Below are 25,018 nucleotides of genomic sequence, written 5' to 3' on the forward strand. Positions count from 1 at the left end.
GATGAGGGGGATTTGTGAAGATCGCCGGTTGCGCTTCGCGCACGGTCGGGCAGGGGGCCCGGGCGAACCGGTGACGCGGTGCTGGTGCCGTTCCCACACCGCTTCTCACGCAGTACCACGCCACGGCCACCTGCCTCAGGAACAGGGGGCCGTACTTCAGGGGTGAGGAAACCACCATGCACATATGTGTGCTGGGGCAGGGCTATGTCGGCCTGCCCCTGGCCGTGAGGGCCGCCGAGGTCGGGCACACCGTCACCGGCTACGAGCCCGACCGGACGCGCTGCGCGGCGCTGGCCGCCGGGTCGTCGTACGTCGAGGACATCGGCGACAGCCGGCTCGGGGCGGTGCTGGACTCGGGCGCGTACCGCGCCAGTTCCGACCCGCAGGACCTCAAGGGGTTCGACGTCGCCGTCATCACCGTGCCGACCCCGCTCACCGACCGCGCGCCGGACCTGAGTTGCGTACGGGACGCCGGTCGCGTGCTCGCGGAGTGGATCGAGCCGGGCGCCACCGTCGTCCTCGAGTCGACCACCCACCCCGGCACCACCCGTGACGTGCTCATACCGTTGCTGGAGGAGGGTTCCGGCCTCGTCGCCGGGCGGGACTTCCACGTCGGTTTCAGCCCCGAGCGCATCGACCCGGGCAACGCCGACTGGCGGCTGGAGAACACGCCGAAGATCGTCGCCGGGCTGACCGAAGGCTGTCTGCGGCGCGTGAAGGGCTTCTACGACACCGTCACCGAGGTCACCGTGCCCGCCTCGGGGCTCGAAGAGGCCGAGCTGGCCAAGGTGTTCGAGAACACCTACCGGCACGTCAACATCGCCTTGGTCAACGAGCTCTCCCGGATGGCCCACACCCTCGGCGTGGACGTCTGGCACACGCTGGAGCTGGCCTCGACCAAGCCCTTCGGGTTCACCAAGTTCCAGCCCGGGCCCGGTGTCGGCGGGCACTGCCTGCCCATCGATCCGGTCTACCTCAGCCACCACGTCAAGGCCCGGCACGGGCAGACGTTCCGGCTCATCGAACTGGCCCAGGACATCAACGAGAGCCAGCCGGACTACGTGGTGCGCCGGCTGCAGGACGCCCTGAGCCGCCGCTTCCGGCGGAGCGTGCACGGTGCGCGCGTCCTCGCCCTGGGCGCCGCCTACAAGCCGGGCACCTCGGACGCCCGCCAGTCGCCGGCCGTCGAAGTCACCGACCGGCTGCGGGCGATGGGGGCGGACGTCACCGTCGTGGACCCCTATCTGCCGGACACGGACGGCGGTCGCCGCGACATCCCCTTCGGCGCAGGAACGGACACCGTCGGCGGCTTCGACGCGGTCGTCCTGCTCACCCCGCACGCCGAGTTCGACCTCGGCCGGCTCGCCGCCGAGGCCGCCTACGTGCTCGACACCCGCGGCGTCATGCCCGCCGCACCCCACATCGAACGCCTCTAGAGAGCCACGACAGGAAGCGGCTCCGGAGAGCCAGGTCAGGAAACGGCTCCGGAGAACCACGTCAGGAAACGGCTCCGAAGAGCCACGACAGGAAGAGGGAAAAACCATGTACGGACAGAACGGTGTGGGCGCCGCCATCGGGACCGCCACCGGCGGAGCCGCCCTGGCCGCCACCGGCGGCACGGCGCTCGGCTGGATCGTGCTGGGCGCGATGCTCCTGGTCATCGGCGGCGTCGCGGTCTTCCGCACGGCCACCCGCGGCAAGCGAGCGACCGCTTGAACGCCTCGCACACCTCGCACACGTCGTACGCCTCGTACGCCCGCCCCTCCCGGGTGCGGTTCACCGTCGTGACCGCCGTGGTGGTGGCGGCCCTCGCCGCCGCCACCGTGGTGGTGCATCTGCAGTCGAAGAGCCCGGTCCTCACCTTCTACTGGTGGCTGGGCATGACGGTGATCGTGCTCTGCCTGGTCTCGTTCCTGAAGGGCCGGTCCTTCACCCACCTGCCGGTGGCGCCCGGCCGCACGGTGGCGATCATCCCGGCCTTCGAGGAACCGTCGGAGAACCTGCACCGCACCGTGCGGTCCCTGCTGGCCCAGACCCACCCGATCGACGAGATCCACGTCATCGACGACGGCTCACGGCAGCACCCCGTGGAGCCCTTCGACCACCCCCGTGTCTTCTGGCACCGCCAGGAGAACAAGGGCAAGCGCGGGGCCCAGGTCACCGTGCTGCGGCACCTCCAGGAGCAGGACAAGCACTTCGACCACGTCCTCACCATCGACTCGGACGGCGAGCCCTTCCCGGACGCGCTCGAACAGCAGCTGCGGGCCATGAGCAACCCGCGGATCCAGGCCACCACCGGCATGATCTACGTCCGCAACTTCGAGGAGAGCTGGGTCTCCCGGGCCGCGGACATCGACATCGGCACCTCGTGCGTGATGATGCGGTCCTCGCGCTCCATGCTCGGCGCGCTGGAGACCACCTCCGGCGCCCTGGCCCTCTACCGGGCCGAGCTGCTCTACGACCACCTGGACGCCTACGAGGTCGAGTGCGGCACGGGCGACGACCGCTGGCTGGCGCTGCGGGCGCTGATGCGCGGCGAGGTCGTCGCCGTCAACGAGGCCGGAGTCGTCACCGACATGCCGACGACACTGCAGAAGACGTACCGCCAGCGGCTGCGCTGGGCCCGGTCCTGGTGGTGGATGCTGCCGTTCGTGTACGAGCGGCTGTCGCTGAAGCAGCTCATCTCGCCGACGTTCGGCCTGCTGCAGCTGGTCATCACGCCGGTGATGCTGGCCTGGACTGTCGTCATGACGCTCCTGACCCTGGGCGGCCGGTACCACAACCCGGGCATCGCGCTGGTGTACCTCGGCGTGTACCTGGTGGTCCGGTACGGCCAGTCGGGGCTGTACGTGCTGATGCGGCCGGACATGACCGCGCGTCAGCGCTGGCGCTCCTGGCTGGTCGGCACCCCGGCGGCCGTGTTCATGAACATCGTGCTGCTGTGCCCCACCCGCTACTGGGCCCTGTTCAAGCTCCGCGACAACGCCTGGCAGTCGCGGGGACTGACGGCGAAGACGGCACTGCCCCAGGGCGGCGGCCGTCACCGTGCCGGACCGAAGAACCTGCAGAAGGTGTGAGGAAAGCGGGCAGCGGTCCGCGATGAGTTCCGGGCGCCGGGGTGGCCGCGGGCGACGTCGGGGTGACCGCGGGCGACGTCGGCGGGCAGGTGTTCGCGCTCGGGCCGGTCGACGAGGTGGCACCACCCGCAGGGCGCCCGCCCCGCTCCCGGGGTGACCTCCCTGGCCGCGAGGTCGCCGAGGCGCTCCGCATCGCGCGGGACGCCGTCGGCGGCCCCCGCCTGCCGGCCGGTGCCCGCCGAGTGACACCGACTCCTTCCCGGCCGGTGCCCGCTGGCTGACACCGACCCCCTCCCGCCGATGCCCGCCAACCCTCACCGCCCCCGCGCCCCGGCCGTCTCGGAAATTAACCGAACTCACGTACAACCCTTACGTCCCCACATGGGTCTCCTGATCGCCGACCACCCGTGAACACCCGGACAACCCCCGGCGAACACGGCCGGTCCCGGCACCTCATCGACGGTGGATGCCCGCCAGGCATCCCGCATGCCGCAGGAGACCCCGCATGCCCCAGCACGAGCGACGCGCCCCCGGGCGCCCGCAGCCGCGCCCCGCACCACCTCGGGACTCCGCCCCCACGCCCCAGGCCGGCCCCGGCTCACCCGCCGCCGCCTGAGCCCCGCCCTTCCCTCTCTCCCCGGAGCCCCGTCTTGCGCAAGCGCACCCTCATCCTGGCCGCGGCCCTCACCACCGGCCTCCTCACCGCCACCCCGGCCTCGGCCGCCCCCTCCGGCCTGACCGGGGACTTCAACGGCGACGGATACCGCGACGTCGCGGCCGGCGCCCCCTGCGCCGACGTCGGCTCGGCCTCCTGCGCCGGCGCGGTCGTCGTGCTGTACGGCTCGGCGTCCGGTGTCTCGGCCGCCCGCAGGGCCGTCATCACGCAGAACTCCGCGGGCGTGCCCGGCACCGCCGAGTCCGGCGACCTGTTCGGCACCGCCCTGGCCGCCGGCGACCTCGACCGGGACGGCTACTCCGACCTCGTCGTCGGCGCCTCCAACGAGAGCATCGGCGACCGGGACGGCGTCGGCTCCGGCACCGTCCTGTGGGGCGGGAAGTCGGGCCTGACCAGCGGCAAGGGCCTGCCGCAGCCGTCGACGCTCGCCGAGTACGGCAACTTCTCCCGGGGCATCGCGACCGGCGACTTCGACGGGGACGGCGACCTGGACGTCACACTCACCGGCCAGAGCCACACCCGCATCTACAACGGCCCCTTCACCCGCACCGGCGGCCCGCTGAACAACCTGCGCGTCGGCGAGGTCGGCACCACGTTCGAGGTGTTCGCGGGTGACATGACCGGCGACGGCGCGGCCGAGCGCGTCTACCCGTTCAACGTGGACGGCGACACCGGCGGCCAGATCAACTACTTCCGCTGGACCGGCACGGCGTACAAGATGACCGACCTGTCCAGCGCCGACGGCTACCCCGGCTCCATCGGCGACATCAACCGCGACGGCTACGGCGACCTCGTCCTCGGGGACCACACCGACCCCTACGACCTCAAGCCCGGCGGCCACAAGGGCGGGCAGATCACCGTCTGGTACGGCGGCCCCACCGGCCCCGACCCGGCGCAGACGCCGACCGTGATCCACCAGGACACCGCGGGCGTGCCCGGCGCGGGCGAGGCCGAGGACGGTTTCGGCAGGGCCGTGAGCACCGGCGACATCAACGGCGACGGGTACGCCGACGTCGTGGTCTCCGCCCCGGGCGAGGACCTCGGCACGGCGAAGGACGCGGGCTCGGTGACCGTGTTGTTCGGCTCCGCCGCCGGTCTGAGCACCACCGGCGTGACGTCGTACACCCAGGACACCGCCGGGGTGCCCGGCTCCGCCGAGTCCTGGGACCGCTTCGGTTCCGCGGTCGCCCTGACGGACGTGACCAAGGACGGCAGGGCGGACCTGGTCGTCGGCGTCGACGGCGAGAACTCCACGGGCGGCCTGTGGACCCTGCGCGGCTCCGCCTCCGGCCTGACCACGAGCGGCGCACAGGGCATCACCACCACCGCCGTCGCCCTGAAGAGCGGCCACGGCCTCGGCTCCGCCCTCGCCCAGTGACGCCCCGCCGAACCCCCAGTGAGGCACGTACCGCCATGCGCACCCGTATCACCGCCGCCGTCCTCGCCGCGGCCCTGACCCCGCTCGCCCTCACCCTCTCCGCCCCGGCCGCGCACGCCGCGACCGCCGCCGCCCCCTACGACTTCAACGGCGACGGCCGCACCGACCTCGCGATCGGCGCGCCGGGCGCCACGGTCGCCGGGCAGGCCAGGGCGGGCGCGGTGTCGGTCGTCTACGGCAGCGCGAGCGGGCCGAAGACCGCCACGCGCACGCTCCTCACCCAGAACACGGCCGGGATGCCCGGCGCCGCCGAGGCCGACGACGCCTTCGGCACCGCCCTCACCTCCGCCGACCTGAACACCGACGGCTACGCCGACCTGCTGGTCGGCACGCCCGGCGAGGACGGCAGCGACACCAACGACGGCACGGTCACCGTCGTCTGGGGCTCGGCCTCCGGCCTGTCCGGCGCCCGCTCGCTGTTCAGCTTCTTCAGCACCGACTACGACCGGTACGGCCAGGCCCTGGCCGCGGGCGACCTCGACGACGACGGCGACGTGGACGTCGCCGTGGGCTCCACCGGCCCGGTCACGCTCTCCCTGGTGAACGGCCCGATCACCCGGACGAGCGCGTCCAACGGCGGTTCGGGCTCCCGCAACGACTGGTGGTCCTCCTCGTACGGCGTGAAGTACCTCTCCTCGGGCGACGTCACCGGCGACGGCCACCCCCGGGTGGTCCTGCACGGCCGCGCCGCGCACAACAGCGACGCCGCCACCGCCCTCGCCGACATGGAGATCAGCAACTACACCGACTGGCTGCGGAACCTGCCCGCCGGGTACGTCTCCGCCGTCGGCGACATCGACGGCAACGGCCACGCCGACATCGCCGTGGGCAACGACCGCGAGACCTCCGCCGACCCGGCGGGCGCCAAGGGCGGCAAGGTCACCGTCGTCTACGGCGGACCCGACGGCCGCGACCCGGGCCGCGCCCCGCTCGTCCTCACCCAGGACACCGCCGGCGTGCCCGGCGCCGCCGAGACCGGCGACCGCTTCGGCAGCGGCGTCTCGCTCGGCGACGTCGACGGCGACGGGTACGCCGACCTGGCCGTCGGCGCCGCGGGCGAGAACGCCGCCGCCGGTGCCGTCACCGTGCTGCGCGGCTCGGCGTCCGGCCTGACCACCAAGGGCGCGACGTCGTACTCCCAGAACACCGCGGGTGTCCCCGGCGGTTCCGAGAAGGGCGACCGCTTCGGCGAGCGCGTCACCCTCACCGACCACACCGGCGACGGCCGCGCCGACCTGTCCGTCTCCGCGCCGGGCGAGAACGCCGGCGACGGCGCGGTCTGGTGCCTGCGCTCCACGGCGACGGGCCCGACGGCCGCCGGCGCGACGACCTTCGGCCCCACCACGACAGGCATCTCCACGACCGGCACCCCCGGCTACGGCACCGCCCTCACCTCCTGACACCACATCCGCCGGCTACCGGCACCGCACGCCCCTCCTGACACCGCCCTCCTCCTCATCAGCAGCACCTCCGACCCGACAGGGATCCCCATGCGCAAGCGCACCCTCCTCCTGGCCACGGCCCTCACCACCGGCCTGCTCACGGCCCTGCCCGCGACGGCGGCCACCGCCGCCCCGGCCACCGGCCCGACCGCCGACTTCAACGGCGACGGCTACGGCGACATCGCCTTCGCCGCCCCGTACGCCAAGGTCGACGGCCAGGGCATGGCCGGCTACGTCGCCGTCGTCTACGGCGGCGCCACCGGCCTCGACCCGGCCAAGCGGACGGTGGTCAGCCAGAACACCGCCGGTGTGCCCGGCGCCGCCGAGGCCGAGGACACCTTCGGCGAGGCCCTCGCCCTGGGCGACCTCAACGGCGACGGCTACACCGACCTCGCGGTCGGCTCCCCCGGCGAGGACGTCGGCGAGGACGTCGACGGCGGCTCCGTCACCCTCCTGTGGGGCTCGGCGAGCGGCCTGAAGAACGGCACCACCGTGAAGGACCCGGCCGTCTCCGCGCACGACCACTGGGGCAACCTGCTGACCGCCGGCGACTTCGACGGCGACGGCAGGACGGACCTGGCCGCGAGCGCCTACGCGGACCCGTACGTCATCCGCGGCGGCTTCACGACGACCGGCACCACCGGCGCCGTCCGGCGGATCGCCACGCCCGAGATGTCGTACAGCGTCGACGCCATGGCGGCGGGCGACACCAACGCCGACGGCAGGTCCGACCTGGTCCTCACCTACCGCGTACGCCTGAACGAGGACGAGACCGGCAGCTGGTCCAAGGGCGTCGCCTACCTCGGCTCCCCCACCGGCCCGGACACCTCCGTCCCCCGCCCGCTGAACGGCGGCACCTCCCTCGCCCTCGGCGACATCGACGGCGACGGCTACGACGAGATCGCCCTCGGCAACGTCTTCTCCAAGGAGGACGACCACAGCGGCAGCCTCGGCGGCCGGGTCGTCGTCATCCGCGGCTCCGAGGGCGGCCCGGTCAACGGCGACGCGCCCATGGCGGAGCTCACCCAGGACTCCGAGGGCGTGCCCGGCGGCGACGAGGCGGGCGACGGCTTCGGCAGCGCGGTCTCCATCGGCGACGCCGACGGCGACGGCTACGGCGACCTCGCCATCGGCGTCGTCTTCGAGGACGTCGGCACCACCGAGGACACCGGCGCCACCGTCCTGATGAACGGCTCGGCCTCCGGCGTCTCGCGCACCGGCGCCCGCACCTTCACCCAGGCCACCGCCGGCGTCCCGGGCTCGGCCGAGGCCACGGACTACTTCGGCTCCGACATCCTGCTGGCCGACGTCACCAAGGACGGCCGCGCCGAGTTCACCGTCACGGCCGGCTTCGAGGACGAGGGCATCGGCGCGATCACCAGCCTGCGCGGCTCGGCCACCGGCCCCGTCACCGACGGCGCCCGCTCCTTCGGCCCGGGCAGCCTCGGCCAGACCCGCTCGTACGGCGCCTTCGGCTCCGGCCTCATCGGCTGACGGACCAGGGAGACACCATGCGCAGAACCACCACGACCGCCCTGGCCGCCGCCCTGCTGGCGACCGGCATCAGCCCCGTGCTCCTCACCGCACCCGCCGCCGCGGCGGTTGCCAGGCACTACGACGACTTCAACGGCGACGGCCGCCGCGACCTGGCCTACGGCGGCTACGACGACGTCGACCGCGAGGGCGGCACCGTCACCGTCCTCTACGGCACCGCCACCGGCCCCGACACCTCCCGCGTCCAGCGCATCCACCAGGACAGCGCGGGCATCCCCGGATCCGGCGAGGAGGACGACCAGTTCGGCGAGTCCCTCGCGAGCGCCGACCTCAACAAGGACGGCTACGCGGACCTCGTCGTCGGCAACCCGACCGAGCACGTGGGCGGCGACGACTACCGCGGCACGGTCACCGTCGTCTGGGGCTCCGAGTCCGGCCTGTCCGGCGGCACCAACCTCACCCCGGTCGGCGGCGCGACCGGCCACTTCGGCCGCGACCTGGCCACCGGCGACTTCACCGGTGACGGCTCCCCCGACCTGGCCGTGATCGGCGGCGAGGAGGCCTGGCTCTACCGCGGCCCCTTCACCAAGTCGGGCACGACCGGCAAGGTCAGCAAGATCGACAAGGGGTCCGCGGGCTGGTACTCCTCCGCCCTCGCGGCCGGCAAGGTCGACGGCGACGGCCGGACGGACCTGGTGGTCATCGGCACCGAGATCACCGGCAGCGACATCCGCGAGCGCGCCTGGTTCCTGAAGGGCACGTCCACCGGCCTCGCCTCGGGCGCCTCCAGGACCCTCAGCGACCGGCAGCAGGGCCTCTACCCGAGCCCGGTCATCGGCGACTTCGACAAGAACGGCTACGGCGACATCGCCCTCGGCCTGCCCGACAAGGACGGCGGCAAGGGCGCGGTCACGATCTGGCGCGGCACGTCGTCCGGCCCGAGCGGCTCCGTCACCTTCACCCAGGCCACGGCGGGCGTCTCGGGCAGCCCGGAGGCCGACGACGGCTTCGGCTACGCGATCTCGGCCGCGGACGCCAACGGCGACGGCTACGCCGACCTCGCGGTCGGCGTGCCCCACGAGGACGTCGACGGCCGGGAGGACCAGGGCGGCGTCCACCTGTTCCGCGGCGGCTCCGGCGGCCTCACCGGCGCCCGCTCCTCCTGGATCGCCCAGACGGTGCTCGGCCCGGCCGACTCCCACACCTCCTTCGGCTACACCCTGCGCCTGCGCGACCTGACCGCCGACGGCAGGGCGGACCTGGCCGTGGGAGCGGCGGGCAGCTCACTGCTGATGCGGGGCACCGCCACGGTGCCGACCACGACCGGCGCGATCACCCTGCCGGAACTGGGCGGCTCGCTGCCGGACTGACACCGCCGGCCCGCCACCGCGCGAGGCCGGGGCGATGCCCGTACGGCCGAACCCTGACACCCCACCGAGGCCCAAGGCCCGTACCCCTTAAGGGATGTCACAGCTCGGCCGCAAAGCCGGGCCCGGAAGCCCGGGCCCGGCACACCACCGCCGGGGACCAGGTACGTTCGAAGACGTGGCTGGATTCAGGATCGGACGCGGCCGGAACAACGGCGCTCCTCAGACGCGACCGCACAACTCTCCGAACGGGCAGCAGACGCCGCAGGGGCCGTCGTACGGCTACCCGCCGGCGCCGCAGCCGTACCCGCAGCAGCCGCCGTACGGGGGCGGCGGCGGCCCCACCTGGCCGCAGCCGAACGCCGGACCCGGCGTCGGCTACGGCGGCCAGGGCGGCCACGGCGGCCACGGCGAGCCGGAGTACTTCGGCGACGGCGCGTACCCGCCCGGTCCGCAGGGCCCGCACGACCCGTACGCGGCGAACAACCCGGGCCACACCCAGGCCTTCTCGGTCGGCGAGGACCCCTACACCCAGGGCGACACCTACCGCGCCGGCTCGGCCGCCCCGCCGCCCGGTCCGATCGGCCCGCGCCTGCACTGGAAGGCCCTGCTGGGGGGGATCGTCCTCGCCCCGAACCAGACGTTCCTCCAGATGCGGGACTACACGATGTGGGGCCCGGCCCTGATCGTCACGTTCCTCTACGGCCTGCTCGCCGTGTTCGGCTTCGACGGCGCCCGCAAGGATGCGATAAACGCCACACTGTCGAACGCGATCCCGATCGTCCTGACGACGGCCGTCGCGATGGTGCTGAGCGCGTTCGTCCTGGGCGTGGTCACCCACACCCTGGCCCGCCAGCTCGGCGGCGACGGGGCCTGGCAGCCCACGGTCGGCCTCTCCATGCTGATCATGTCCCTCACGGACGCGCCGCGCCTGGTCTTCGCGATGTTCGCGGGCGGCGACGCGACGTTCGTGCAGCTGCTCGGCTGGGCCACCTGGGTCGCGGGCGGCGTACTGCTCACCCTCATGGTCAGCCGCTCCCACGACCTGCCCTGGCCGAAGGCGCTCGGCGCGTCGGCGATCCAGCTGATCGCGCTGCTGTCGATCGTGAAGCTGGGCACGGTCTGAGGCTCTGCCGGACACAGAAGGGGCTCCCCGGGGGGAGCCCCTTCTGTGTCTCTCGTCCTGGTCAGGCGTCGAGCACCTGGCCGCTGCGCCGCACCACGGGCGGCTCCACGGACCACGGGAAGTTGATCCACTCGTCGGTCCGCTTCCACACGTACTCGCACTTCACCAGCGACTGGGACTTCTCGTAGATCACGGCGCTGCGCACCTCGGCGACGGTGTCGAGGCAGAAGTCGCGCACCAGCTTGAGCGTCTTGCCGGTGTCGGCGACGTCGTCGGTGATCAGCACCTTCTTGTCGGAGAAGTCGATGACGTTGGGAACGGGCGCGAGCATCACGGGCATCTCGAGGGTCGTCCCCACGCCCGTGTAGAACTCCACATTCACCAGATGGATGTTCTTGCAGTCGAGGGCGTAGGCGAGCCCGCCGGCCACGAAGACACCGCCGCGGGCGATGCTCAGCACGACGTCGGGTTCGTACCCGTCGTCGGCGATGACCTGCGCGAGCTCGCGCACGGCGGCCCCGAACTGCTCGTAGGAAAGGTTCTCCCGCACCGCGCTTATGCCTTTGTCGCTCACACCTGGGTCCGATGGAAGTTGAGGAAGGACCGGGAGGCGGTCGGCCCGCGCTGCCCCTGGTACCGGGAGCCGTACCGCTCGCTCCCGTACGGGAAGTCGGCCGGCGAACTGAGCCGGAACATGCACAGCTGCCCGATCTTCATCCCCGGCCACAGCTTGATCGGCAGGGTGGCCAGGTTCGACAGCTCCAGGGTGACGTGACCGCTGAACCCGGGGTCGATGAACCCGGCCGTCGAATGCGTCACCAGCCCCAGCCGCCCCAGCGAGCTCTTCCCCTCCAGCCGGGAGGCAAGATCGTCGGGCAGCGTGATGACCTCGTAGGTGCTGGCGAGGACGAACTCCCCGGGGTGCAGGATGAACGGCTCGTCCCCCTCCGGCTCCACGAGCCGGGTCAGATCGCTCTGCTCGATGGCGGGGTCGATGTGGGGGTACCGGTGATTCTCGAACACCCGGAAGTAGCGGTCCAGCCGCACATCGATGCTCGACGGCTGCACCATCGCGTCGTCATAGGGATCGATCCGCACCCGCCCGGCGTCGATCTCGGCCCGGATGTCCTTGTCTGAGAGAAGCACGCCCCGAGGATACGCAAGGCGCGCGGAGCGCCCACAACCGGACGACTCCGCGCGCCTGCGCGCCTTGCGCTGCTTGCTGCTGTCGCTGTGCCTGCTCGCTCTGTCCGCTACCGCTTCTGGTAGCTCACGGGCACCACGCTCCTCAGCCGCGCACAGCGCGGACACCGAAGAAGCCGGCCGGGGCCGAGCCGCTCGGCCTGCTGCATCGGGAACGAAGCGGTGGTGAACACGTGCCCATCCGCACAGCGGACGACGGTGCGCTCCATCAAGTCCAAGAGTCCCTTCCCCAAGAGCCGCGTCTGGCTGCTGCTTGCCTGACGACAAAAGCCACAGTACGGGATCAAAGGGACGGCCCTCCAGGCGGCACTCCGGTCCCGCCCGGACCCTCCTCGACGCCCACACCGTACGCCCCAACTCCGTTCCCCCGCAGCCGCATCCCACCCCTGAAACACCCTCAGGCCCCGCGGCGCGAACACCGGGGGCCTGGCATGAGGTAGAGTGGGCGAGCATTCGGACACCGACTCCGGTCGGCGTCTTACGCGGGTGTAGTTTAATGGTAGAACATCAGCTTCCCAAGCTGAGAGCGCGAGTTCGATTCTCGTCACCCGCTCCAATATGAACCCCCTGGTCGTGGACCCGGGGGTTGGTTATTGTCTAGACCATTTCGGAGGCTTCGCGCCCTCCGCGTGCCCTAAGTCGGGGCCAGGCGCCCCGCCGGGGCCCTTCGAGCGCCAGTTCCGGAACCGCAACACCCAAGATGTCTCGAATCGCGAGACGCATTTTCGGTGACCTGCGTCACATCCTGTGCAAATTGCGGCCAAGTCGCGTACGCAAAGGACGAGTTCGCGATGGTCTCACTGAGTGCGCTGCCCAGTGGAGGGAGTCTCCCCGCGCCGCAGCTGACAGCCAGGACGTTCGAGCAGGGCCTCCGGACGTGACTACCGCGGCCAGTAGCGAGGCGGTTCCTTGAGGGGGTCAACCAGATCGAACCGCTGCTTGTTGCCGGGGTTCAGCCCTTTGATGTGAACGAGCTGCTGGCCTTCCGCCGTGTCGAGTTCACGGACGATCAGAGGCATTGCGGCGATCACAGCGCCCATGGCCAGGCCCAGGCCCGCCATACCCTTGTGACCGTGGCTGAACCGGATGTGGTGCATGCCGGACTTCTTGATGGCGGCCGTCTCCGACGGGTCCTCCAGCTGGCGCCCGTCTTTGGTGAGGAAGGCTTCAAAACCTCTCTTCGCGGCGTCGGGAAGGAGGGCGAGATCCTTCTTCCCTGTCCACTTGATCTCGCTGACGTGGCGTACTTCGTGACCAGGCAGCAACCGCCTGAGCATTTCCAGCACCTGTACCGGGACGTTCTCGTCGATAAGGATTCGCATCAGGCAGCGCGCGGTCCAGGGCTGTAGCTGTCCACGTACAGGGCGAAGGAAACCGCATCGCGGGCGGCTTCCGCTGTCACGCCGGGGTAGTAGTCGGCGATCTTCTCAGGAGGGATGCCGTCCTCCACCAGCTCCGCGACGGCGTCGAACGGGACACGAGTGCCGGTGATAACCGGCTGCCCCCCCTGCGTATCCGGGTCCACACTGACGTGTTGCTTGGGCCGCAGAAGGTGTGGGACCACGACGCCGGCGCGGGGCGCAAACTCCTGGAGGATGTCGGCCATGGTGGCGATGACCCGCTGCCCGGGGTGCTTGACGAGGTCCGTGGCGTGGTCGTCGGTGTTGTCACCCACAAGGACGATGGAGTCACCCTCAGCGACCAGGGAGTAGCTGGACAGGTGCTCGACCTCACCGAACCGCTTCAGTGTGGCCAGAGCCTTGCGGATCTTTTGCAGCGATACGTCTTGCCGGAGGATCGCGAACGCGCGTAGCGCCAGCACATCCCGGAAGGAGTACAGAGCAGGCTTGGCCGCAAGCTCAGGGCGGAGGATGGGCCCATGGCCTCGATCTTGGCGCCATGAGCGCAGTTGCCCGGTGGTGGCCCCGGAGAGAGCCGCAGCCATACGAGTCGAGTACGCCATGGTCTACTCCCTCCAGCCCTCGCGACATCTTTCTACCCGCAAGCATCCCAGCTCTGCGCCTCAGGACGCTACCGGATGTACGGGGAGGCAGAACCGACAACGGCCCCACGACTGCTGAGACATACGAATGGGCGTTGACCCAGGCGACACGCTCACGCCAGCTCGGGGGCCTGCTGAAAAGCAGCCCCGACACAAGGACGGGAGAGGCTTATGCCTCGCGGGTACCTCGCTGCGCGCCTGGCGGGGTTTCGCGGAGCCTCGCGCGTACCTCGGCGTCGATGCCCTGCGTCAGCGTCCGCTGGTGCTTCGCCGTCGAGTGCTGGTAGATCAGCTGGGCCCGCTCCGAGGACTGACCGGCGCGGACCATGAGGTCGCCTCCACCAGCTGGCAGACGAAGGACGGCAGTGGCTTCACACAGGCCGACTTCACCATCGACTGGGACAAGCGCCGGGTGACCTGCTCCGAGGCAAGACCACCGGAGACTGGCGGGAAGATTATTCCCAGCAGGGGACTCCGGTTGTCCGGGCACGGTTTCCGATGACAGCCTGTCGGCCTTGTGAGGTCAGGGCGCAATGCACCCGAGCCAGAGCGAAATGAGAGACGGGCCGCCGGCCACCGGGCCGGTGTCGAAGTCACGATCTCCCACGGAGTCCGAGCCTTCAGACTGCGGCGATGCCGATATCGCGGCCTGGCGAATGCCCGGCTCCAGCACCAGCTCACGGCCACCGCGATGAACTTCCACCGCCTCAAAGCCTGGTGGACCGACATCCCACGGACAGGCACTCGGACGTCCCGCCTGGCAGCCCTCCGGCCGGCTGAGTAGCACTCAGGTTGTCCGCGGCGGTGTCGCGCCGTTGCGCTGGGGACCGGGGAGTCACTGGTCATGGCTGCGTCCTGCGAGGTAGCGCCCGGGTGGAACACCCAGGTGGCGCTTGAAGTGCCGGTTCAGGTGTGCCTGGTCGTGGAAGCCGACGGCCATGGCGACGTCGACGGGCCGTTGCCCTGTGAGCAGCAGCAGCCGTGCCCGCTCCACGCGCCGTCCGGTGAGGTAGGTATGCGGCGGTAGCCCGTACGTCTGCCGGAAGCAGCGGATCAGGTGGGTGGGGTGGGCGTGCAGGAGAGAGGCCGCCTCATCCAGGGTCATGCCCGTACGGAGGCTGGAGTCCAGGAGCTCACGCAGGGTGGCGGCTAGCCGCCCCGCCTCGCGTCCCGAAGTCCTGGCCCGTGGTGATGCGCCAAGGTGGGCCAAGAGCCGTTCGCGGACGAACGCCAACCGGGACTCCGCCTCGAACGCGTCGCCCGCGGCGTTGAGTGCGTTGTGCAGCTGGTGGAGGCGCTGGTGTAACGCCGCGTCCGCGTGGACCGGGACGTCGACCGCGGCCCCGGCGAGTCGGCCGGGCAGCACTTGGGCGTCGAGGTACAGCACCCGCTTGCGGAACCCCGAGGCGTTGACCGTCCTGCCGTCGTGAGGCACTCCGGGCGGCAGTAAGACGACCGTGCCGGAGCCGGCGGCGCCGTGCCGCCGCCGGTCGACGGCGAAGTCCACGCAACCGTCGTCGAGAATCATCAAGTCCCAGGTGTCGTGGGTGTGCATCGGGTAGGCGTGGTCGGTGAAGTGGGCGTGGAAGACCTCGGTGATCCCTGCGACCGCGGGACGCCAGGCACTGATCCGCGTTCGGGGCCGCTGGTTCGCCGTACCGCTGCTCATGCCAGGAACGTACAAGACGGGACGTGTCCCGCGCGGGCACGCTCGTGGCATGAGCAATATGAGCAGGCCGACCGCGGCCATCAACCTGACTCACAAGCTCTCGCTGTTCAGCGAGCTGTGGACACAGAAGAAGATCGCCGACCTGAACGACTACGAAGTCAAGCTCGCCAAGCTGAAGGGCGAGTTCGTCTGGCACAGCCACGAGGACACCGACGAGCTGTTCCTCGTCCTCAGCGGGCGCCTCACCATCCAGCTCAGGGAAACCAACGACGTCGTGCTGGTGCCGGGTGAGCTGTTCGTGGTGCCTCGCGGGGTCGAACACTGCCCGGTGGCCGAGGAGGAAACGGCCATCCTGCTGCTCGAACCGACAGGAGTTTTGAACACCGGTGACACGGGCGGGCCCATGACCAAACCGGCTGAACTTCTGGAATGAGCCAGCACGGCGGCGACCGGAATGCCGTCTACCCGGCCGGATCAGCCCTCGGTCGCCTCCGCGTTACACAGATGGGTGAGCAGCCGTCGCGGCCTCACGGCTAATGGGGATCGTTGCGGAAGCCCAGCTCTGCCTGGAGAAGGACTGGCGGCCAGGTCTCGTTCGTTCTCATGAGCATGGAGCCCGGCCGAGCGGGTGACTCCCAAGGACCTGAACAACCGCTGCCGGCAAGTCGTGAACACAACCACTGCCCGCGCGCTCCAGGAGCATGTCCCTGCTGGTTCGGTAAGCGTGAGCGAGCGACGTTTGTCGACGGTTTTGGGCAGCACTTGGCGATCAGACAGCTCGGGAATGGCGATGAGAACTGACAACGCCGGAGACGCTGAGCCGTTCCCCGGTGCCGGTATTGACGGACGCTTGTGGCAGGTCAGCCACAAGCGTCCGTCCCGATCGTCTCCGTGTGTCAGCGTGGTGCGTGACTTGGCCCAATGAGTGCCGCCAGGCTTATGACGCCCGCGCCAGCCGCACGATCGCGTCAATCGACTGGTCAACGTCGGCCTCTGTCGTGGCGTGGCCGGAGACCGAGATGCGCATCAGACGCCGGCCGCGCCAGGTGGTGGCGCCCATCCAGCAGGTGCCGTCAGTCTGTACTGCCTGCACGACGTGGTCGGTGCGGGCGTCGTCGCCGAAGCTGACGAGGACTTGGTTGAGCGCGACGTCGTTGACCACCTCGAAGCCCGCCGCGGTCAGGCCGTCGGCGAAGCGGCGGGCGTGGGAGCAGCAGCGGTCCACGAGTTCGGCGACGCCGTCACGGCCGAGTTCGCGCAGCGCTGCCCAGGTGGCGAAGCCGCGTGCGCGGCGGGAGGACTCGGCGGTGTAGTCGGCGCCGCCGGCCGGAGTGCCGTCGGCGCGGGTGAGGTAGGAGGCGGTGTACGACAGGGCGCCGGCGTGGACGGCGGGACGGGAGCAGAAGGCGTAACCGCAGTCGTAGGGCACGTTCAGCCATTTGTGGCCGTCGCAGGCCCAGGAGTCGGCCAGCTCGACGCCGTCGAGGAGGTGGCGGGTCGCCGGGCTCGCGGCCGCCCACAGGCCGAAGGCGCCGTCGACGTGCACCCAGCCGCCGTGGGCGTGGGTGAGATCGCAGGCGGTACGCAGGTCGTCGCAGGCGCCGGTGTTCACGTTGCCGGCCTGGGTGCAGACGATCGTCGGCGTGCCAGGGGCGGATGCCAGCACGCGACGCAGGTCGTCGGTGTCGAGGGCGCCGTCTTGATCGGTGCGGACCGTCTCGAGGCAGTCGGTGCCCAGGCCGAGCAACCGCAGCGAGCGGTCGATGGTGGCGTGGCGCTCCTCGCCCGCGACCACCCGCAGGCGAGGAGCGCCGCCCAGCCCCTTTCGCCCGACGTCCCAGCCGGCCTCGGTGAGTAAGTGCTGCCGGGCTGCCGCGAGCCCTGCCGTGTTGGCCGCCTGTCCGCCGGTGACGAATCCAGTGGATGCCGTGGCGGGGATACCGAGCAGATCCTTCAGCCAGCCGCCCGCCGCCTCCTCCGCGGCGAGGGCGGCGGGCGAGAGCGCGGCGTTGAAGGCGTTCTGGTCCCACCCGGCTGCGAGGATCTCCGCGGCGGTGGCCGCGGGCAGCGCCCCGCCGACGACGAACCCGAAGAACCGCGGACCCGCGGTGGCAACGAGTCCGGTCTCCGCGGCGGCCACCAACTCGTCGACCACCGTGATCGGGTCGACGGACGAGCGGTCCAGCGGGCGGGAGAACGCGGCGCGCAGGGCTGCGTAGTCGACGGGCCGCGCCACCGCCCGCTCGGACAGCGAGCTGCGGTAAGCGGCGGCGTGTTCGGCGGCGTGATGAAAGATCCTGGTCAGCTCGTCCATGGCCGGACCGTAACCGCCCGTCCGAGCGGCCGGGAAGGGCCAATGGGGGAAGATTGGACTGCCCTCCGATTCCTCAGCCCCGGCGGCGGAAGCTCGACGGCCTGCGCCAGCACCGCACAAGAGCAGGGGCTGGCCCATGACGGGAGCGGCCTCGACCGGTCGGGTGTCGTCAGCCGGGTGGAAGGGGCCAGGAGTGCTCAGCTTGCGGCAGTTGCTCGGGCGGCCCTGATGCTGGCCAGCCGGTAGCACTCGGTGCCGGTCTCGATGATGTTCCCGCCGAAGGTGAGACGGTCAACGATGGCCGCGCAGAGCCGCGGATCCTTGGACTTCGGCGGCGTCATCGCAGCTTCATCTCGCAGAGCACTTCGATGCTCCCACCGCAAGCCCTCAAGTGTTGCCGGAGCTCACAGACATCGCCCTCCGGCGAAACGAGGCGTTCTCAGGCCTGAGCGACAAGTGGTGTCGGTTTCCGTCAGCAAGACCACCCTGCCCAGTAGCCGCGCTCGTCCGGTACCCGAAACAGGGGCTCGCCAGGGAAACGTCGGTGTCCGCTCCCACTCAGCGGGGCGGATTGGCCAACAGTGTCGCCCCTCTGCCGGGGGCGGGGAGCGGTCGTCGCTTGCGAGTGGGCTGCCTCCTCCCCTCGGACAGCAGGGCCCTCACCATGAGGGCTGAAGTCTTTGCCTGTAGGTAAATCGATCGATATCAAGTAGCGGTATCGCGTCGCGCCCACCGCCTTGAGCACCAGGCTGCCCGTCGTGGAGATCAACGCCTGCAGTACAAAACCGGCATTTTGCGATCTGTGGACCAAAGCGGGGACCAGCATCCATGTGCAGTCGAGACGCCCCCTCAGTCGACCTACGCGTCGACAAATCCCAAGCACGGAGAAGACGACGCAGGCACGACACTCACCCACCTCCCTGCGTCGTGCTCATGGCGTGCCCTTCGGACCGGAGAACCACGGTCAACAGCGGTGCCACCAAGCGCTCACGCCTGCGGCGGTACCACGAATCCGTGCACATCAGCAGCCATGTGGGTGCCTATTGATCCGAAACTCAAAGGGCTCTATTCGAGGATGTAGCCGACGTGCGGGCCGCCGAAGCAGACGCGGACGATGTGTGGCTGGCGTTGGCGTCGGTGGAAGACCGGCGGGTCTCGGCGGCGAGTTGGGCCCTGGTCGCGGGCCCAGCTGTGCATCGGAAGGCTCCGTTTGAGGTCGGCCTTGACCAGCTCGTCGGGTTCAGCTCCGGCGGGTACGACGGCAGGAAGTGCAACTCGATCCGGTCCGGGTGATCGGCGAGCAAGGTGCGGACCTTGCGGGAGCGGTGGGCGGAGTGGCCGTCCACGACGAGGTGGACCTTGTGGTCGAAGTGGCCTGCGAGCCGGTCCAGGAAGCGGCACATCACGTCGGCGTCGAAGGTCTGAGTGAAGACCATGAAGTGCATGCGGCCCTTGGTGCTGATCGCGGGCATCGCGTTGGCGGAGAACCGGTTGCCCGTGCGGCGCACGACGGGGGTACACCCCTTGGCGCCCCAGGTGCGGCCGGTGACCTGGTCGGAGCGGATGCCGACCTGGTCGAAGAGCACCTCGCCGCCCCCGGCCTTCGCTCTGGCCCGGATCGCCGGCCAGGCCTCCTCCCGCCAGACGCGGACCCCCTCCTGGTTCTGCTCCACGGCCCGCTTGCCCGGCGCGCGTCCACAGCTGCCCCGCCAGCCCCAGGTCACAGGGTCGGTGATCCAGCACGGCCTGCCGGACCGCCCGCTGCTCGACCGCGTCGAGAACCCGATGTTCGCCGACCCGGCGTTCACGCGGCTGGGCCACGAGCGCCTCGCGTCCGCAGCCGAAGAGCCTCCTGCGCCGACGGCAACAACTGCCGTGCTTTCCCACCAGTTCACTCACCCAGGGATCAACGACTCAGAACATCTACCCCTTCGCTGTCGTCGTGGTCTGTGGGCTGGCCCGGTGGGAAGGGCGCGCACCACATCCGCACCATCGGCTTTCGGACTGCCCCGCGTGGAAAGAGGTGCGGCGACGTCAGCGACCACTCGCGCTGTCCGAGGAACGAGAACCGGCCCAAAGCACGGCTCCGTCAACGCTCTTCCGTACTTTCGGCCGGTACGCGACGCGTGCATCGGCTTTCTAGCCTGAGCAGCGTGAATACAGGGGAGCGGCCGACAAGGCCAGGTGGAAGGACGTTCGACCTCGCGCTGGGCGTCGTGTACGCCCTGGGTATCGTCTTCACGGCGTTCATGTTCATGAGCAGTTGGGGCGGCACCTCCTGGGTGTTCGGCTCCGCCGTCTCCACCGTCGTGAGCGGCACCGCACTGATGCGCGAGCGGCACAAGTTGCTGACCACGGTCGCGGGCCTGGTTGTGACGGCCGCCGCCGTCACGGTCTCCCTGAAGGCGGGGGACGATCTGCCACAAGAGCCCGCGCCCATCACCGCGCTCGCTCTGTCGGTGCTCGTCGGCTCCGCGATCAGGACGCTGCCGGCGGGGCAGGCCGCCGGAATCGCCGTGACCGGCGTCGTGGTGACCGCGGTCGTCTGGTCCGACGGGTGGAGCGGCGTGACGAGCCTGGCCACGATGGGGATGATCGCCGCCCTGGTGATGGGGCTGCTGCTGCGCGGGCTCGACAACCGGGCCTCGGTCGGCGCCCCGGCACCGCAGGAGTCCCGGGCCAACCCGCCGCAGTCGTAGCGCTGCGGAGACCTGAACGCGATGAGCGCCGACCAACCCGCCGCCAGTACCGCGGAGCCGCCCGGCACCCCACCAGCGGCCCCGCTGAGCAGCGCGGACCGCGGGCACAGAATCGGTAATCTGATCAGCGTGACCATTCCGAACCCGTGGGCCAAGGTCTTCTCGACCGTCGGGCTCGGGGTCACGTTCCTCGCGGCGATCGCCATTCAGGCCGTCGCCCTCGCGCAGACGTGGGGAGCCGCGTACTGGGTACCCGGCGCCGTCGCCGCCGTGGTGGTGTGCGGGCTCGCGATGATGCGCCAGCGGGAGCGGACCTGGACAGCGGTCGCGGGCCTTGTGGTGGCCGCGGTGGCGGTGCTCGTCCCGCTGCTGCCGGGCACCGGGCTTCCCGCCGGGCTCGGACCCTCCATCGCCCTGGGCCTGGCGGTACTTGTCGGATCCGCGGTCAGGGCGCTGCCGACGGTGCGGGCCGCGACCATCGCGGGCGCCGGTCTGCTCCTGGTCGCCACCCAGTTCGCCGCCCGGCCGGCGACGGCCGTCTCGGCCATCGCCGCAGCGGGCTGGCTGGCCGCCCTCGGGGTCGGGCTCTCGCTGCGCAGGATCGACGACCGGGCGACGGCCACCGCCGAGCGGGTGCGCCGCGCCGAACGGCTGGACCTCGCCCGGGAACTGCACGACATCGTGGCCCACCACATCACGGGGATGCTGATCCAGGCGCAGGCCGCCCAGGTCGTCGCGCGGCGGAACCCGCAGAACGTGTCGGACTCGCTGACCGAGATCGAAGCCGCCGGGTTGGAAGCCATGTCCGCGATGCGCCGCGTCGTGGGGCTGCTGCGCGACACCGACGACGCGGCCCCCGCCTCGCTCGGGCGGGAGGGGCTCAGCACACTGGTCGAACGCTTCAGCCGCCAGGGCCCGCAGGTGCGCCTGCACGCGCCCGACGACGACACGGAGTGGCCACCGGAGGTGACCAGCACCGTCTACCGCATCGTCCAGGAGGCGCTGACGAACGTGCTGCGGCACGCGCGCCACGCCCGTTCCGTCGATGTCGTCGTCAGCCGCGACGCCGAGGCCGTCACGGTCGAGGTCGCCGACGACGCCCCGCCGAACTCCGTTCGGCCCCACCATCGTGGGGGGTACGGTTTGATCGGCATGCGCGAACGCGTCGAAACGCTCGGCGGCTCGCTGTGCGCGGGCCCTCGGCCCGGCGCCGGCTGGTCCGTGCGGGCCACCCTGCCCGTTCCCACCGGGGAGCCCGGATGACCATCGAGGTCCTGCTCGCCGACGACCAGGCGATGATCCGCCGCGGCCTGCGGCTGATTCTGGAGGACCAGCCCGACATCTCCGTCGTGGGAGAGGCCGAGGACGGCGCCGAGGCGATCGCGATGGCCAGGCGGCTACGGCCGGATGTGTGCCTGGTGGACATCAGGATGCCCAAGCTCGATGGCATCGATGTCACCCGTGCGCTGGCCGGCCGGGGAGTGACCGATCCGATACCGGTCATCGTGATCACCACGTTCGACCTCGACGAATACGTGTACGGGGCGCTGCGCGGCGGCGCGGCGGGGTTCGTCCTCAAGGACGCCGGGCCCGCCCTGCTCATCGAGGCCGTCCGCGCCGCCCACAACGGCGAGGCGCTGGTCTCGCCGTCGGTCACGCTGCGGCTGCTGAAGCAGTTGACCGCGAGCGAGGCGGTGCCCCGAGGCCGTGCCCAGCAGTCGCCACAGCTGTCCGGACGCGCGCTGGAGGTCGTGAAGGCCGTCGCGCGCGGCCGCACCAACCAGGAGATCGCCGCCGAGCTGTTCATCTCCCTCAGCACGGTCAAGAGCCACCTGTCGGGAATCCAGACCAAGCTCGGGGTGCGCAACCGGACCGAAATCGCCGTCTGGGCCTGGGAGAACCGGATCGTCGAGAGCACCAACGAGTAGTTCCCCTGCTCAGGACGACCGCCGGTTCCCGCACGGGTCGGGGGGAGGCGAAGCTCACCCGGGTGCGGTGACGGCAGGCCTAGTTCGCGCATCAACGACGCCGTCCCCCAAGCGGCGTTTTACCCTTCCCCAGCAGATCAAGAGTGTCCGACCGGCCGAAAGTACGGCCGCCGGCAACGGGAACCGTGCTTTGGACTGATGCTGGCCAGGACGGGGAATTCGAAGATCAGGGCATGCCACATACAGACTGCCCTCCCGCACTTCACGCACGGGGCTTGACCAAGAAATACGGCCGCGGCCGCAAGCTGGCCCTGAGCGACGTGAACCTCACCGTCCCCGCCGGCCGTGTCATCGGTTTGGTCGGACCGAACGGGGCCGGCAAATCCACACTGCTGCACCTGGCCTGCGGGCTGACCGAGCCGACCTCCGGATCCCTGACCGTGCTGGGGTCTCCTCCGGCGGCCGACGCGTCGCATCTGGCCCGGGTGGGGTTCGTCGCGCAGAACACGCCGGTGTACGCCTCGTTCACCGTGGCCGAGCACCTGAAGCTCGGCGCGAAGATGAATCCGGGCTGGGACCCGGTCCTGGCCGAGCGCCGTATCAGCCAGGTGGGACTGGACCCCGCACAGAAGGCGGGACAGCTCTCGGGTGGCCAGCGAGCGCAGCTGGCACTGACGATCGCGGCGGCCAAACGGCCCGAGCTGCTGATCTTCGACGAGCCGGCAGCGGCCCTGGACCCCTTGGCCCGCAAGGGGTTTCTGCACAACCTGATGGAGTTCGTCCTGGAGCTCGGCGCCAGCGCCGTACTCTCCTCACACCTCCTCGGTGACATCGAACAGGTCTGCGACTACATCATCGTGCTGTGCGACTCACGGGTACAGGTCGCCGGCGACACCCGTGACCTGCTGTCCGGGCATGGCCGACTGGTCCTGCCGCGCGGCGACTTCGACCAGCCACCCGCCGGAGTCGAGGTGATCTCGATCGAGCACAGCGGCAGGCACAGCAGCGCGGTCGTCCACACCGCCACCGCGCCCGAGGCGCTGCCTCACCCGACAGAGCCCGTGACGCTGGAGGAACTCGTTCTCGCCTACATGACCAGGGCAGCCGCCGCACCCGCCGCCCGGGCTGGGGCCGCAGCATGGAGGGCCGCACGATGATGTGGCTGAGCTGGCGCCAGTTCCGCGTCCAGGCACTGTTCGCCGCCTGCGCGCTCGCTGTCATCGCCGTGTACATGGGGTACCTCGGCTCTGAGATCCGCGACGCCTACGACGCCTACCGGGCGAACTGTGCGAACTCGTCCGATTGTGCCCAGGCGAGGAGCCAGTTCCGCAGCGCCTACCAGAACACCCTGTTGTTCCTGGCGACCGGGCTCGCCCTGATCCCCGCGCTCATCGGGACCTTCTGGGGCGCTCCCCTGGTCGCCCGGGAACTTGAGAACGGCACCCACCGGCTGGTGTGGAACCAGAGCGTCACCCGACCGCGCTGGCTCCTCGGCAAGATGCTACTCATGGGCTTGGCCGCCGTACTCGTGACCGGCGCGGCAGCCGCACTGTTGACCTGGGTGGCCCGCCCCTTCGACGAGGTGGTCAAGGAGCAGTTCGACACCTTCGTGTTCGGCGCACGCAACATCGCCCCGATCGGCTACGCCGCGATGGCCTTCACCTGCGGCACCGTCGTCGGGCTCCTGCTGCGCCGGACCTTGCCGGCGATGGCTGTGACGCTCGTCGTCTTCCTCGCCTTCCAGTTCTTCTTCCCCAACGTGGTGCGGCCCAGCCTCCTGCCGCCGGAGAAGGCCACGTTGTCGATGACGGCCGAAGCCATCAACCAGGCACAGAACCTCGGCAGCCTCGGCGGTGGATCCGTCATCGGCGGGGTGAAGATTCCGAGCGCGCCCGACGCGTGGATCGCCGAGACGAGCCCTCTGCGCACCGCGGACGGCAAGACCCTCAGCGGGGCCAAGTTCAACGCCTGCCTCGACAACCCGCACAAGACCGGGGCGGGCGACACGTTCGGCGACACGGCAGTGTGCCTCGCCGAGCACAAACTCCATGTCGACGTTCTCTACCATCCCAGCAGCCGCTACTGGGCGTTCCAATGGCTGGAGACCGCGTCCTACCTGGCACTCAGCGGGATCCTCACAGCGTTCGGCCTCCGGCGGGTCCGGCGCCGGGTGAGTTGACTCCCGTCTCATCCGCCCTTTCCTGGGGCCGTGCCTCCGCAGCCCACGGTTACGCACCACGGCCCCTGGGAAGCAACCGCCGGACCCATCGTCACCCGCCCCACGCACCGCACTGGCGTTCTACAGCGCGGTGCGCTGCCGACCGCACTCATCGTTCTCAGGGTGAGCTTCCGCACGGCACCGGACTTCGAGTGCGTCGCTCCGTTACCGGACAGGCACTCCAAAGGCGAGAGGCAGCGGCGGACACGGGGCGGTCGGCGCTCGGACCGTTGAAGCTGTGTACCCGCGAAGGCTCTCCCGCACTGGACGGCAACGGCCGGAGCCGAGCGCGATGCCCGTATGCACGCACTCAGCCACCAGCCTTCGAAGCCCGTGCCCACAGCGTGCCCGTAAGAGCGGACTAC

22 protein-coding genes, 1 tRNA gene and 2 pseudogenes are annotated in these 25,018 nt (G+C 70.5%); 16 read left to right on the forward strand and 9 right to left on the reverse strand.

The window, feature by feature from the left end; genetic code table 11:
• Nucleotides 1-176: 176 nt before the first annotated feature.
• The 8 genes from ABZ386_RS16960 to ABZ386_RS16995 all read left to right on the forward strand — a co-directional run bounded on the left by ABZ386_RS16960 (nt 177) and on the right by ABZ386_RS16995 (nt 10,620).
• Nucleotides 177-1,436, forward strand: a complete 1,260-nt coding sequence (locus tag ABZ386_RS16960; RefSeq protein WP_358964984.1) for a nucleotide sugar dehydrogenase — start codon at nt 177-179, stop codon at nt 1,434-1,436.
• 106 nt (nt 1,437-1,542) lie between these two features.
• Complete coding sequence (locus tag ABZ386_RS16965; protein ID WP_351339367.1) at nt 1,543-1,716, forward strand: hypothetical protein; 174 nt, start codon at nt 1,543-1,545, stop codon at nt 1,714-1,716.
• Nucleotides 1,713-3,077 carry a glycosyltransferase gene (locus ABZ386_RS16970; protein WP_358964985.1) on the forward strand — a complete coding sequence of 455 codons (1,365 nt, stop codon included), beginning with the start codon at nt 1,713-1,715 and terminating at the stop codon, nt 3,075-3,077. Before ABZ386_RS16965 ends, ABZ386_RS16970 begins: the two co-directional genes overlap by 4 nt.
• Before the next feature lie 650 nt (nt 3,078-3,727).
• Entirely contained in the window at nt 3,728-5,131 is a 1,404-nt protein-coding gene (locus ABZ386_RS16975; protein ID WP_358964986.1) for an FG-GAP-like repeat-containing protein, read from the forward strand.
• 35 nt (nt 5,132-5,166) lie between these two features.
• Entirely contained in the window at nt 5,167-6,591 is a 1,425-nt protein-coding gene (locus ABZ386_RS16980) for a hypothetical protein (protein ID WP_358964987.1), read from the forward strand.
• A 90-nt stretch (nt 6,592-6,681) separates the two neighbouring features.
• Nucleotides 6,682-8,127 (forward strand): FG-GAP-like repeat-containing protein, encoded by a 1,446-nt coding sequence (locus ABZ386_RS16985; protein ID WP_358964988.1) that lies wholly within the window; start codon nt 6,682-6,684, stop codon nt 8,125-8,127.
• Between the two features lie 17 nt (nt 8,128-8,144).
• Entirely contained in the window at nt 8,145-9,497 is a 1,353-nt protein-coding gene (locus tag ABZ386_RS16990) for an FG-GAP and VCBS repeat-containing protein (protein ID WP_358964989.1), read from the forward strand.
• Between the two features lie 94 nt (nt 9,498-9,591).
• Nucleotides 9,592-10,620, forward strand: coding sequence for a Yip1 family protein (locus ABZ386_RS16995; protein ID WP_358964990.1), 1,029 nt, complete (start codon nt 9,592-9,594; stop codon nt 10,618-10,620).
• Nucleotides 10,621-10,681: 61 nt separating this feature from the next.
• On the opposite strand, the gene ABZ386_RS17000 is transcribed toward ABZ386_RS16995, so the two are convergent.
• Nucleotides 10,682-11,179 (reverse strand): phosphoribosyltransferase, encoded by a 498-nt coding sequence (locus ABZ386_RS17000; protein ID WP_356671256.1) that lies wholly within the window; start codon nt 11,177-11,179, stop codon nt 10,682-10,684.
• An 11-nt stretch (nt 11,180-11,190) separates the two neighbouring features.
• The gene (dcd, locus tag ABZ386_RS17005) at nt 11,191-11,766 is read right to left on the reverse strand and encodes a dCTP deaminase (protein ID WP_114254385.1); all 576 of its coding nucleotides are present in this window, start codon (nt 11,764-11,766) and stop codon (nt 11,191-11,193) included.
• 539 nt (nt 11,767-12,305) lie between these two features.
• Between dcd and ABZ386_RS17010 the strand changes: the two genes are divergently transcribed.
• Nucleotides 12,306-12,379, forward strand: a tRNA-Gly gene (locus ABZ386_RS17010).
• A 325-nt stretch (nt 12,380-12,704) separates the two neighbouring features.
• Here the strand turns inward: ABZ386_RS17010 and ABZ386_RS17015 are convergent.
• From ABZ386_RS17015 to ABZ386_RS17025, 3 genes and pseudogenes are all read right to left on the reverse strand, one after another.
• Complete coding sequence (locus ABZ386_RS17015) at nt 12,705-13,145, reverse strand: DUF5615 family PIN-like protein (protein WP_355713460.1); 441 nt, start codon at nt 13,143-13,145, stop codon at nt 12,705-12,707.
• Entirely contained in the window at nt 13,145-13,786 is a 642-nt protein-coding gene (locus ABZ386_RS17020) for a DUF433 domain-containing protein (RefSeq protein ID WP_356502838.1), read from the reverse strand. Before ABZ386_RS17020 ends, ABZ386_RS17015 begins: the two co-directional genes overlap by 1 nt.
• A gap of 208 nt (nt 13,787-13,994) precedes the next feature.
• A pseudogene (locus ABZ386_RS17025) lies at nt 13,995-14,159 on the reverse strand (site-specific integrase); the annotation flags it as partial.
• Between the two features lie 183 nt (nt 14,160-14,342).
• On the opposite strand from ABZ386_RS17025, the gene ABZ386_RS17030 reads away from it, so the two are divergent.
• Nucleotides 14,343-14,609: a transposase gene (locus ABZ386_RS17030; protein ID WP_351339341.1), complete on the forward strand. Its 267-nt coding sequence runs from the start codon at nt 14,343-14,345 to the stop codon at nt 14,607-14,609.
• Nucleotides 14,610-14,660: 51 nt separating this feature from the next.
• Here the strand turns inward: ABZ386_RS17030 and ABZ386_RS17035 are convergent, their stop codons facing one another.
• A complete protein-coding gene (locus tag ABZ386_RS17035) occupies nt 14,661-15,494 on the reverse strand; it encodes an AraC family transcriptional regulator (RefSeq protein ID WP_358964991.1) in 834 nt (277 codons plus the stop codon).
• Between the two features lie 49 nt (nt 15,495-15,543).
• On the opposite strand from ABZ386_RS17035, the gene ABZ386_RS17040 reads away from it, so the two are divergent.
• Nucleotides 15,544-15,927 (forward strand): cupin domain-containing protein, encoded by a 384-nt coding sequence (locus ABZ386_RS17040; protein ID WP_351339337.1) that lies wholly within the window; start codon nt 15,544-15,546, stop codon nt 15,925-15,927.
• Between the two features lie 504 nt (nt 15,928-16,431).
• Here the strand turns inward: ABZ386_RS17040 and ABZ386_RS17045 are convergent.
• The 3 genes and pseudogenes from ABZ386_RS17045 to ABZ386_RS17055 all read right to left on the reverse strand — a co-directional run bounded on the left by ABZ386_RS17045 (nt 16,432) and on the right by ABZ386_RS17055 (nt 19,698).
• Nucleotides 16,432-17,808, reverse strand: a complete 1,377-nt coding sequence (locus ABZ386_RS17045; protein WP_351339334.1) for a pyridoxal-dependent decarboxylase — start codon at nt 17,806-17,808, stop codon at nt 16,432-16,434.
• Nucleotides 17,809-18,005: 197 nt separating this feature from the next.
• Entirely contained in the window at nt 18,006-18,149 is a 144-nt protein-coding gene (locus ABZ386_RS17050) for a hypothetical protein (RefSeq protein WP_351339945.1), read from the reverse strand.
• Between the two features lie 724 nt (nt 18,150-18,873).
• Nucleotides 18,874-19,698, reverse strand: a pseudogene (locus ABZ386_RS17055) (IS630 family transposase).
• A 263-nt stretch (nt 19,699-19,961) separates the two neighbouring features.
• Here ABZ386_RS17055 and ABZ386_RS17060 point away from each other — a divergent pair.
• From ABZ386_RS17060 to ABZ386_RS17080, 5 genes are all read left to right on the forward strand, one after another.
• Complete coding sequence (locus tag ABZ386_RS17060; RefSeq protein ID WP_358964992.1) at nt 19,962-20,507, forward strand: metal transporter; 546 nt, start codon at nt 19,962-19,964, stop codon at nt 20,505-20,507.
• Between the two features lie 129 nt (nt 20,508-20,636).
• The gene (locus ABZ386_RS17065; protein ID WP_356502832.1) at nt 20,637-21,770 is read left to right on the forward strand and encodes a sensor histidine kinase; all 1,134 of its coding nucleotides are present in this window, start codon (nt 20,637-20,639) and stop codon (nt 21,768-21,770) included.
• The gene (locus ABZ386_RS17070; RefSeq protein ID WP_351339326.1) at nt 21,767-22,435 is read left to right on the forward strand and encodes a response regulator transcription factor; all 669 of its coding nucleotides are present in this window, start codon (nt 21,767-21,769) and stop codon (nt 22,433-22,435) included. Before ABZ386_RS17065 ends, ABZ386_RS17070 begins: the two co-directional genes overlap by 4 nt.
• 275 nt (nt 22,436-22,710) lie before the next feature.
• Nucleotides 22,711-23,592 carry an ABC transporter ATP-binding protein gene (locus tag ABZ386_RS17075; protein WP_351339324.1) on the forward strand — a complete coding sequence of 294 codons (882 nt, stop codon included), beginning with the start codon at nt 22,711-22,713 and terminating at the stop codon, nt 23,590-23,592.
• Nucleotides 23,574-24,614, forward strand: coding sequence for an ABC transporter permease subunit (locus tag ABZ386_RS17080; protein ID WP_351339321.1), 1,041 nt, complete (start codon nt 23,574-23,576; stop codon nt 24,612-24,614). Before ABZ386_RS17075 ends, ABZ386_RS17080 begins: the two co-directional genes overlap by 19 nt.
• The last annotated feature ends 404 nt before the right edge of the window (nt 24,615-25,018 follow it).

It is taken from the genome of Streptomyces sp. NPDC006140 (assembly GCF_040628815.1).
GTDB lineage: Bacteria > Actinomycetota > Actinomycetes > Streptomycetales > Streptomycetaceae > Streptomyces.